The following is a 9,524-nucleotide window of genomic DNA, read 5'->3' as shown; positions in this document are numbered from 1 at the left end:
TTCTTTAGGTAAGAATTCAAAATGAACGGGTTTAAAACCAGTTAAGTCATAATCCGTAAGATTAGCAGTATCAACGAAGTTTTCTGCTTCTTCATCCGTTTTGAAAACGGGTATTTGTTTTAATTGAGAGGTTTCCATAAAAATTAATCTTTTTTTGGTGCGTATAAGCTGCCTTTAAAAGCTTTAAAGTTTAGAAGAAATATATCTATTTAAACTTACACCATTTTCGGCAGCTTGAATTGCTAGTTTTCTATGAAGTTCTGGTGGAATTCTTAATTGAAACTTACCACTATATTTACCATGTGACAAAGGCACAGGAACCTCTTCTCCATTGTGTTGCATATCCTCAACAACCTTTGAAACGAGATCCATAATGCCTTTTAAAGCTTTCTCTGCTTGAGCGTCTAACCATGAAAGGGATGGGAATTCTGCACATAATCCGACATATTCCTCATCTTCTTGCGACCACAAAACACGATATGTATAATGATTATTGTTCATGTTTCATCCTTTCTATCGCTTGTAAGACTTGTTTAACCTGATAAGCTTTTGCTTTATTACCAGAATCTTTTTGAATATTCACACGAGGATCACCAAGCCACGGTGTTTTAAAAACAAAGTGGCTTGTACCATTGTTCCGTGGTTCTCCAAAGAAATAGACACATACAGCCAACAAATCTGAAAACTTAATGTTCTTTGGTGATGCTTTCATCAAGCTGATTATTTTTTCAACTTTATTACTCACAACCAATAATAGTATCATTATTAATCCTAGTCAATCACTTTATACACTTAATTGAACAGGAGCCCCCATGCATCCCCGCGAGACGATAAGAGAAACATTTGTTGCTTTGATAAAGGCAGCAAAAACAGTGGCTGGTGACAATGTTTTCAATATGCGTGACTTCAATTTATTTATTGAAACAATGCCCGCTATTAATATCTCAACGCAAAGTGAAACCATTGAAGATGGACATGATTTTGGCTTAAGGCGGCGTGTTTTAACAGTAGACGTTGAATGCTATGCAACATGTGAAGAGGGTGCACGCTTTGTTGACCAATTAGCGTGGGAAGTTGAAGAGATTTTCCACACCAACCCCAATCTTAACAACACCGTTGAGACATGCCGCCTGCAAAATATTGCTTTTGCCTTTGGTGATAATGGCGCCCTAGCGCTCCACGGTGCAATTTTAACCTTTGACGTGACGCACATAACCAATATCCCCTACCCTGATGAAGGAAATGCAACCGTAGGAGTTGTTGAACCCCTTGTCGGTTTTAAACCCGAAACAGGTATGGGAAACAAAGACAAATACCATAAAATTGAAGGTGACCATGTTAGAGCGACGCGATAAAGAGATCACGGATTTAAAAAGACGCGTGGCCAATATGGTTATGGTGGGTAAAATTAGCCATGTTGACCATAAAAACGCACGCTATCGAGTAAAAACTGGAAATCTTATCAGTGATTGGATTCCAGATACCCAAGCGCGTGCTGGTAAAACACGCTCTTATGAAGGGCGCGATGTTGGAGAACAAGTCATTGTTGTCTCATCATCAGGCGATTTATCACAAGGGGTGATTGTTGGCTCTATTCATACCGATGCGAACCAAGCAGCTGATAAAGGCAATATTCATAAGACACTTTATCCCGATGGTACCAGCCTTGAATATGATGATGAACAAAACACCTATGCCCTTAATATAAAATCGGGAGGAAAGTTTATCCTAACCATCTCTGATGGCGTATCACTCAAAGGAGATGCTGGTAAGCTAGAGCTTAGTGCACCAGAAGGCATCAAAATCACTTCAGAAAGTAATCTGAGTTTAAAAGCAAAGGGCAACATTTCACTCCATTCACAAGATGGAATTTCTCTTCATTCAAGCAATGAGGTTTCCATCAATTCAAGGGAATTAAAGCATAACAGCACCAATGTCGGAGCAACCCATGTTCATGGAGGTGTTTTCCCTGGTGGTTCCATGACAGGAGGTCCGAATTGAACAGTGGAATGGACCGTACAACAGGAAAGCCATTGGTTGGCATAGAGCATTTGCGACAGTCGATTATTGATATCTTGTCAACACGCATTGGCACACGGGTGATGCGACGTGATTATGGTTCACGTATTGCAGAACTCATTGATGCACCGGTTAACAGCAGCTTTTCTGTTGCTCTTTATGCCGCCGTTGCTGAGGCTTTAGACAAATGGGAACCACGTTTTAAGCTCCAAAAGATTGATTTTAAAATGCTTGGAACCGGACAAGTTTCTCTGTCCTTTGAGGGCATGTATTTGCCCTCAGGAAAGCCCATTACCATGGAAGGATTATTGATACAATGAATGGAGTGCTTGCAAAACCGGAAATTATTACAGAACTTTCTTTTGAGGAAATCCGCGCTGCTGTTCTTACCCATTTAAAAGAGCTTTTACCCGAATATACATTTTTGGAAAGTGATCCAGCCGTAAAAGTTATTGAGGCTTTTAGCTATCGAGAACTGCTTTTAAGACAGCGTATCAATGAGGCAGCACGCAATAATATTCTTGATTTTGCCACCGGTGAATCCCTTGATGCTTTGGGAAACTGGCACGGTATTGCCCGCTTAGAGGGTGAGAGTGATGAGAGGTATCGTGAACGCATACAGCTTCATGCCCGTGGGGGAAATGGAAGTGGAACAGAACCCTATTACAAGCTTATCGCCTTAACAGCCGATAGTCGTGTGAAAGATGCCATTATTTACCGCAAAGGCAAAGATCCAACCATCTATGTTGCTGTTTTTGGCAACAATGAAGAAGGGACAGCCTCTGAAGATCTCTTACAAACAGTTTCACAAGCTCTTCACAGAAAAAATATCATCATGACCAATGATACCATCATTGTGCATGCTGCTGTCAAAAAAGCGCTAGACTTAGAAGCCGATGTTTGGCTGCTTCCAGAAGCATCTTTGAAAATTCTCACGACAATGGAGGAAAATTTACGCACAGCTTGGAAACAAGAACAAGCCATTGGTCGCGAATTAAGCCTCTCGTGGTGGGTTTCAAAACTGATGATCCCTGGTGTCCAGAAAGTGATTGCCATTACACCCACAAAGGACAGTGCGGTTTGTGATGAAGAAATCTTATCGATTGGCAAAATCACCTTAAACTTTAAAGGGCGGGCGCGCTAATGGTTGGCTCGCTTCTCCCTTCACATGCAACAGAATTTGAGAAACGCCTTGCCGATGCTTGCGACTTTCATCAAGATGTTGATGGGTCTGTTTTGGGGATTTCACGTGCAAAACTAATCACACGCCCTCCCCGCTTTTTGCCATGGTTGATTGAAGAATATGGACTTGGTGAACTTTCGCCTTATGTTCCAAACCTCTATGATTTGATTGACCAAGGGCTTGCATGGCAGCGCCTGCGCGGCTCTGTTGCAGCAATAGAGATGGGGTTGAGATGGTTAGAGATTTCCGCGCACTTTACACCCGCATGGTCTGGGCGTGCATGGTGGAATTCCTTTCAACTTGATTTTGATCAATTGCCTGAACAAAGCAGCCTTGAAGCCATTGGAGCGATTGTCGACCTTTCCAAAAGCTTTCGCTCTGATTTCCGCCGTGGGACCTATGGTTATGATGTGGAAGCCATAGAGGGGGATATGTCACACCTTGATGACAGCATGCTGGATTTTGAAAGTGGCGTGCGCTTAACAGCTCGTGACACACTGTTTTCCTTTGGACGCACAACACAAATCAAACACACGCTCACAAAAGAAGAAGGCAAACGCATTGGCAACTGGATTGATGACACAGATGAGGAGTTAAGCTGGAGCCAAATCGATTACCCTTGGGAGTTGGCAAATTTTCCTTGGTGTTCGGTCAAAAAACACGAACGCGATATACTCATGGCAGAGTGGTTCCAAAACCGTCCCCTTTATTTGGCTTTAAGAGACGTTGAAAATACTCTGATTGGCTATCGAAGATGCAACATTGTCCAGCCTATTGAACAAGCGATCGATGGCGCCTACAGCCATTGCGGTAACAGATTTAATCCTTCCCCAACTGGTACCATGCTGTTTCTTGCTGCCCGCACAGATTTTGAGGATGTTGATGACAAACAAGCTGCCTCTGTTTCCCTTCTCATTCATGGCTCTCTCGTAGAACAAACACCCCTTGGTAAACTTTGGTTAGGGGCTGATGAACTACGTGGTGGAGTGGAGATCCTTAAAACACCCATCAACATTTCTTTGCGTGCTGATGTTCGCGAACAATTCAAGATTTTATTGAGGTTTTAACATGAAACATGAAAGCGGCTTACCCTTTGCAATTGATAGATCGGTCGGCAAAGATGAACAACAAAGCGTGGTGTTTTATGGCAGGCGCTCTTTTCTTCAAGCGGGTGAACTCAATGAAATGCAAACCATCATCAGGGGGCGTCATGACCGTTTGGGGCGCCTTGTGGCACAAGAAGGAGACCGCGTTGAACGAGCAGATGCCTTTGTCAATAAAGACACAAAAACCGTTACCTTAACAGAGGGCAAGATTTATATCGCAGGCGATATCTTTCCCGTCTCAAATGCTGTTCTCACGAATATTTCCATGATGGGGCGCGTGGAAATCGGTGTAAAGTTGCAAAAGAAATGGGTGACCTATGAGGATGATCCAGAACTGTTAGGACAAGTTCCAGGCTCCTTGGCAGAAGGAGAACCCGGGGCGGCACGCGAGGTCGCAAAACTTGTCTGGGCTCTCAAAGATGATGACCAGAAAGGGACTTTTTTTCCGGTCTATATCTTGCAAGATGGCGTTTTGATTGATCAAAAATCCCCCTCACTCCTTGAACCGGCTATGCAAGCCATTGCGACGTATGATCGCGCCCATGGACACTATATTGTGGGGGGATGCCGTGTCACAGCTTTGGGGCAAGAGGGACAAAAGCAAGTGTTCAGTATTCAAGAGGGAGAAGCCAATATCAATGGTTTCAAACGCAAGCGCTTGGCCGCTTTGCGCTATGAAGAACTCGAGGACTTTTCGACAAGTGCCGTTCCTAGTGAAACCCATATTTTTGCACCTCCAAAGGGCAAGACAAGCTTTACCTTTAAAACCTATTACGCTCCCATTGCTGCTGTTCATTCCCTTTTGTTGACGAAAGAAAAAACCGTGACAATAACCCGCGGTGCAGTTGCCTCCGGGCGTGATGGGGTGGCGGACAAAAGCATCACCGCTTTTATCAAAATTGTTCAAGGAACCAAGGAATTTAAAGAAGGCAAGGATTTCAAAAAAACCGGAGACACCATTGATTGGGCGCCCATGGGGGATGAACCACTCCCCGGCAGTAGTTATAAAGTGACCTATCGATACCGCGCGAGCATAAAAGCGGATAAAGTAACAGCGCAGGAAATCACCGTCTCAGGAGGGGCTGAGGGAGGTGATATCATTGTAAGCTACACTTATAAACTCCCCCGCATTGACCGTATTGGTCTCAACACAGGAGGCAATGTTGTCTATATCAAAGGCGTCTCGGCAGACCAACCCATGGCGCCCAGTGTCCCGGATGATGTGCTCTCCCTTGCTACCATTACCAACAATTGGCTTAGCACCCCCTTTGTGGTCAATGATGGCACGCGTGTTGCGCCTTATGATGAGATGTGGCGTTATTTTCAACGGGTGCTTTCCCTTGACCGCCTGATGCAATTAGAGCGCATTAAAAGCAATGTTGACTCTAAAGAGCCCGTTGCCAAAAAAGGCATGTTTGCAGACCCTTTTCTCGATGACAGTTACAGAGACGAAGGTTTTGAACAAACAGGGGCTATTGGTCATGGCATTTTACAGCTTGCCATTGATCCAACCTTTTACACCGCTCACCTGACCGCACCCATCACCCTTGACTGGACAAATGAAGTGATCATTGCACAAGAATTGACAACGGCTTGCGAAAAGATCAACCCCTATCAAAATTTTGCACCTCTCCCTGGAACAGTCACCCTTAATCCCGCAACAGATTTTTGGCATGAACAGCGCACCGATTGGCTTTCAAGTGTCACCAATCAACTCAATATGGGCTGGAATCGCGGGAGAACTATCCGTAACACGGAAGTACGTGATGACCTCATCAATGAGACTCGAGAGCAAATCGATTTTTTAAGACAAATTAAGTTGAATTTTAAGATTGAAGGTTTTGGTCGTGGAGAAATCTTGGACAGTCTTACCTTTGATGGTGTGGATGTCTTACCAAACAGCCGCCTTGTTGCCGATAGCAAAGGCACCCTTGAAGGGAGTTTCAAGATTCCTCCAAACATTCCCGCCGGTACAAAAAATGTTATAGCACGAGGGAAAGGTGGAACAACAGCAACGGGGCTTTTTACCGGTCAAGGGGTGATTGATGTAAAGGTGATGCGGCGTACCACCACAGTGAAAATATGGACACAAGTAGACCCGCAAGCCCAAGTCTTTACCCCCGATGAAACACGGCAAATCACGGGGATTGATTTTCATCTTTGTAAAATAGGCAATCAAGCCCATGATCTGGTGATTGATTTGGTCACCACCGAAAACGGTTATCCTACCGCTGATATTCAAGCCCAAACCTCCTATTCCATGAAGGGTGCCAAAACCGGCTGGGCTGGCGCACGCTATGATGTACCCTTAACCGTTCCTGATGACCGTCTCACCGCCTTTGTCATTAAAACCGATGATGTGGATCATTCCGTATCACTGGCTAAACTTGGGGATTTTGATAAAGACAGCCAAAGATATGTCTCAAGCCACCCCTATGTGACGGGTCCGCGCTTTTCTTCTGTCAATGCACAAAGCTGGAGCGCCCATCAAGATGAAGCATTAGCCTTTCGGGTGTTGGCTGCACGCTACAGGCAAACAGAAAAGAGGGTTGATTTAGGCACCTTTGATCTTGTGGATTGTTCTGATTTGCAAGTGCGTGCAGCTGTCGAATTGCCTTCAAGCGATTGCTCTGTCATCTTTGAAATTGAAAGGAACAACGGCACAATTTACCAACTGCTACCCTTTCAATTGCTCAGTCTTAGCGAATATATCAATGAAAAGGTAAGGCTTCGCGCCATTCTTAAAGGCACAGAGAAACTCTCTCCGGTGTTATTTGCCCCGGTTCAGTTGATTGCAGGAAAGATCCATAAAACAGCAACTTATATCACGCGGGCTTTTGCCTTTGGGGAAAAGGCAAGATTGACCAGCTATATCAAAACATTCTTGCCAGGTGGTGCAACCTTTACACTGGAGATGCAACTGGATGATGGTAGTTTCACCCCTTTAAAACTCGATGAAACAGAACAACTTGCTGAACCACTTTGGACAGAACGCAAATTTGTCAGTGGTGACAAAACAGCACGACAAGCACGCCTTAAACTCACCCTTACCGGTGGACCAGCAGCGCGTTCCATGGTGCGTGATTTTGGCGCTGGCATATTATGAGGGGAGAATGAGAGATGACAAAAACCAAAAAACTCGACATGGAATTGCCTAAAGAGGGGCGTTTTATCAGTTCTGAATTCCCCATTTTGCGTGAAAACTTGGGCAAACTTGATCAAGCGCTTGTAGCGGTTGAGGAAAAAATAGACGAAAAAGCCCCTTTACACCACACGCATACCATAAGTGAAATCACAGATCTAGAAAGTACCCTTAATGGCAAGATGGCAGCCGATAAAACCTTCACTTTTGCTGATTTAAGCGATATCGAGGGGGCAAAAGATGCCGCCAACAATTATGTTCTCTATAAATCAAGCAACAATAACTTCACCTTTGGCAGTGCTGTCTCACTGTTAGGTGCGCACCAACATAAAACCGAAGATATCGTGGGGCTTGATGATTTTAGAGCCAAAATCAATCAAGATCTGACCAGCTATGGTCGCCTAAAACAAGCCAATGAATGGCAAAGTTATAATAAATTTACCAGCAAAGTCACCATGAGTGGTGGCTTAGAGCTTTTAGGCAATTCGTCGTTTAATCTTATCCAGAATGGCCAAGTGATCACCAGCCTAAGTGCAAGTGGAAGCTTGCTTAAAGGACCGCTGAAAGTGGACGGTGATGTTGTTTATACGAAGGCGCAAGTGGATGAAGCCATCTTGGCAGGGATAAAGAGGCTAAAAAAAGATTTGACCGATAAAATCACCAATTGGCCGGCTCTTGCTGATGCTGAATTGCTCTATACGCAAAATGGCAAAATTGAATGGCCCGATTGGGTAACAGATAACACAAAAGTTGAAATCCAAGCTTGGGGTGGTGGCGGTAGTGGCGGTGGATCGGATACTCCATATTTGGGAGGCGGTGGCGGCGGTGGCGGTTGCAGCGTGTGGTATGGCTATAAAGCAAGTTTAAACGGTCATGAGGATATAGTCATTGGTAAAGGAGGAGCTTCTGTTTCAGGGCGGAGTGTACAAGGTAATTCTGGAGGAACAACAATCGTTGGAAAGAATTTTATTACCGCTACAGGAGGACGTAATGGAACTGCTGCTTATTATAACATATCATCAAGAACGGGTTACTCAGGCTCTGGTGGCGCTGGAGGAGTTGGTGGAAATTTGGGTTTAGCAACAGACGAACATCCAGGACTTGCCAAAGGCGGCAATGGTTATGCTGGAACGAATGGAAGAAGCGGTATAAGTGGTAACGGTGGTGATGCTGGAGGCGATACATCAAGAGGTGGCTCTGGTGGGATGGGACAAGGTTCCCATAGTTCAGGAAAAGCAGGACGTGGTTTTGGGGGTGGCGGTGCTGGTGCTCACTCTGATTCTTCTCCAAGTGGTGCTGGAGCTGATGGTGCTGTCCTTATAAGATTGTGGAAAGATTAATTACATAACCAAAGAGAGCACAATTCAAATGGTGCTTGTTGTATAAGCAGGTTTGTATGATCTTTTTAAAGTTCTCTTCAAAGCCCTTTTAAATGGCTTTTTGACTGACAGTGTCAGGCTTATGAGAGAGGATTAGTATTGTTATGGTCTCTCCATTGATTTGGAGAGCAAAATGGCAATAGAATTTAAACTTTGTATTCACTTTATTAAGGATGGTAAGAGATCTGAGTTTTTAGCAATATTTGATCAGACAGTTATTGGTGTGGTTGTAAAATCCTTGATGTTGACGTGCAAGTTTATTCCCTCCATGAGTTTGTGCTTCTCTTTACGCATGAGTTGGAGAAACAGAATAGTGTTCGGCTTCATAAGCTTCAATTAATAATACAAGAGTTTTCATTTGATCAAATTCTGGAGTCCCCTCTTGAGGTTGATTATCAAACATTGCAGACACAATTTCTAAGGCTTCTTGATAATCTTGTTCAGTGCGAATAGGCTTGATGTTCATTTTTTAAATTTCTTTAAATGATATAATATCGATGGCATATTGTTTAAATTGTAACGGTTTTAAAATTAATTGCAAAGAAGACTATCCATGACCACACGTAATCCTAATCGTTGTCCTTCTCATCCAGGAGAAATTTTAGCTGAATCCTTAGAACATTTAAATGCAAGCAAAACCGAAATTGCTCGGATTCTTCAAATATCACGCCAGCACTTGCACGGTATCCTTAAAG

The 9,524-nt window shown here is 43.9% G+C and carries 11 protein-coding genes and 1 pseudogene; 8 read left to right on the top strand and 4 right to left on the bottom strand.

Translation table 11 applies throughout. The features are described 5' to 3' along the window. From PVV66_RS08700 to PVV66_RS08690, 3 genes are all read right to left on the bottom strand, one after another. Positions 1 to 138: CopG family antitoxin (locus PVV66_RS08700; RefSeq protein ID WP_273760981.1), on the bottom strand; the 138-nt coding region annotated here is incomplete at its 3' end. A gap of 45 nt (positions 139 to 183) precedes the next feature. Beyond that, on the bottom strand, positions 184 to 501 hold the full coding sequence (locus tag PVV66_RS08695) for a type II toxin-antitoxin system HicB family antitoxin (protein ID WP_273719435.1): 318 nt from the start codon (positions 499 to 501) through the stop codon (positions 184 to 186). Further along, positions 491 to 763 carry a toxin HicA gene (locus PVV66_RS08690; RefSeq protein WP_026017295.1) on the bottom strand — a complete coding sequence of 91 codons (273 nt, stop codon included), beginning with the start codon at positions 761 to 763 and terminating at the stop codon, positions 491 to 493. The genes PVV66_RS08695 and PVV66_RS08690 overlap by 11 nt, the downstream gene beginning before the upstream one ends. A 49-nt stretch (positions 764 to 812) precedes the next feature. On the opposite strand from PVV66_RS08690, the gene PVV66_RS08685 reads away from it, so the two are divergent. The 7 genes from PVV66_RS08685 to PVV66_RS08655 are packed head-to-tail and all read left to right on the top strand — an operon-like array spanning position 813 to position 8,790. Next, on the top strand, positions 813 to 1,355 hold the full coding sequence (locus PVV66_RS08685) for a hypothetical protein (protein ID WP_273719431.1): 543 nt from the start codon (positions 813 to 815) through the stop codon (positions 1,353 to 1,355). Further along, positions 1,336 to 2,001, top strand: a complete 666-nt coding sequence (locus PVV66_RS08680; protein ID WP_273719429.1) for a phage baseplate assembly protein V — start codon at positions 1,336 to 1,338, stop codon at positions 1,999 to 2,001. The genes PVV66_RS08685 and PVV66_RS08680 overlap by 20 nt, the downstream gene beginning before the upstream one ends. Then, positions 1,998 to 2,339 carry a GPW/gp25 family protein gene (locus PVV66_RS08675; protein WP_273719428.1) on the top strand — a complete coding sequence of 114 codons (342 nt, stop codon included), beginning with the start codon at positions 1,998 to 2,000 and terminating at the stop codon, positions 2,337 to 2,339. The genes PVV66_RS08680 and PVV66_RS08675 overlap by 4 nt, the downstream gene beginning before the upstream one ends. Further along, entirely contained in the window at positions 2,336 to 3,163 is an 828-nt protein-coding gene (locus PVV66_RS08670) for a baseplate J/gp47 family protein (protein WP_273719427.1), read from the top strand. Before PVV66_RS08675 ends, PVV66_RS08670 begins: the two co-directional genes overlap by 4 nt. Continuing rightward, a complete protein-coding gene (locus PVV66_RS08665; protein WP_273719426.1) occupies positions 3,163 to 4,269 on the top strand; it encodes a phage tail protein in 1,107 nt (368 codons plus the stop codon). Before PVV66_RS08670 ends, PVV66_RS08665 begins: the two co-directional genes overlap by 1 nt. Position 4,270: 1 nt before the next feature. Next, the gene (locus PVV66_RS08660) at positions 4,271 to 7,414 is read left to right on the top strand and encodes a DUF4815 domain-containing protein (protein WP_273719425.1); all 3,144 of its coding nucleotides are present in this window, start codon (positions 4,271 to 4,273) and stop codon (positions 7,412 to 7,414) included. A gap of 14 nt (positions 7,415 to 7,428) precedes the next feature. Next, on the top strand, positions 7,429 to 8,790 hold the full coding sequence (locus tag PVV66_RS08655; RefSeq protein ID WP_273719424.1) for a Bgr_08870 family protein: 1,362 nt from the start codon (positions 7,429 to 7,431) through the stop codon (positions 8,788 to 8,790). Positions 8,791 to 9,115: 325 nt separating this feature from the next. Here the strand turns inward: PVV66_RS08655 and PVV66_RS08650 are convergent, their stop codons facing one another. Next, complete coding sequence (locus tag PVV66_RS08650) at positions 9,116 to 9,295, bottom strand: hypothetical protein (protein ID WP_273719422.1); 180 nt, start codon at positions 9,293 to 9,295, stop codon at positions 9,116 to 9,118. An 87-nt stretch (positions 9,296 to 9,382) separates the two neighbouring features. Here PVV66_RS08650 and PVV66_RS08645 point away from each other — a divergent pair. Beyond that, positions 9,383 to 9,524, top strand: a pseudogene (locus PVV66_RS08645) (addiction module antidote protein, HigA family); the annotation flags it as partial.

The organism is Bartonella sp. AU16XJBT, from assembly GCF_028618665.1.
Lineage (GTDB): Bacteria > Pseudomonadota > Alphaproteobacteria > Rhizobiales > Rhizobiaceae > Bartonella.
Note: the sequence above shows the minus strand (reverse complement) of the source record. Positions and strands in the feature narration are given on the sequence as shown.

What these genes read in the sequence shown, in the direction of transcription:
- PVV66_RS08695 (WP_273719435.1), bottom strand. Translation starts at nt 501, where the DNA reads ATGAACAATAATCATTATACATATCGTGTTTTGTGGTCGCAAGAAGAT.
- PVV66_RS08690 (WP_026017295.1), bottom strand. Translation starts at nt 763, where the DNA reads ATGATACTATTATTGGTTGTGAGTAATAAAGTTGAAAAAATAATCAGC.
- PVV66_RS08685 (WP_273719431.1), top strand. Translation starts at nt 813, where the DNA reads ATGCATCCCCGCGAGACGATAAGAGAAACATTTGTTGCTTTGATAAAG.
- PVV66_RS08680 (WP_273719429.1), top strand. Translation starts at nt 1,336, where the DNA reads ATGTTAGAGCGACGCGATAAAGAGATCACGGATTTAAAAAGACGCGTG.
- PVV66_RS08670 (WP_273719427.1), top strand. Translation starts at nt 2,336, where the DNA reads ATGAATGGAGTGCTTGCAAAACCGGAAATTATTACAGAACTTTCTTTT.
- PVV66_RS08665 (WP_273719426.1), top strand. Translation starts at nt 3,163, where the DNA reads ATGGTTGGCTCGCTTCTCCCTTCACATGCAACAGAATTTGAGAAACGC.
- PVV66_RS08660 (WP_273719425.1), top strand. Translation starts at nt 4,271, where the DNA reads ATGAAACATGAAAGCGGCTTACCCTTTGCAATTGATAGATCGGTCGGC.
- PVV66_RS08655 (WP_273719424.1), top strand. Translation starts at nt 7,429, where the DNA reads ATGACAAAAACCAAAAAACTCGACATGGAATTGCCTAAAGAGGGGCGT.
- PVV66_RS08650 (WP_273719422.1), bottom strand. Translation starts at nt 9,295, where the DNA reads ATGAACATCAAGCCTATTCGCACTGAACAAGATTATCAAGAAGCCTTA.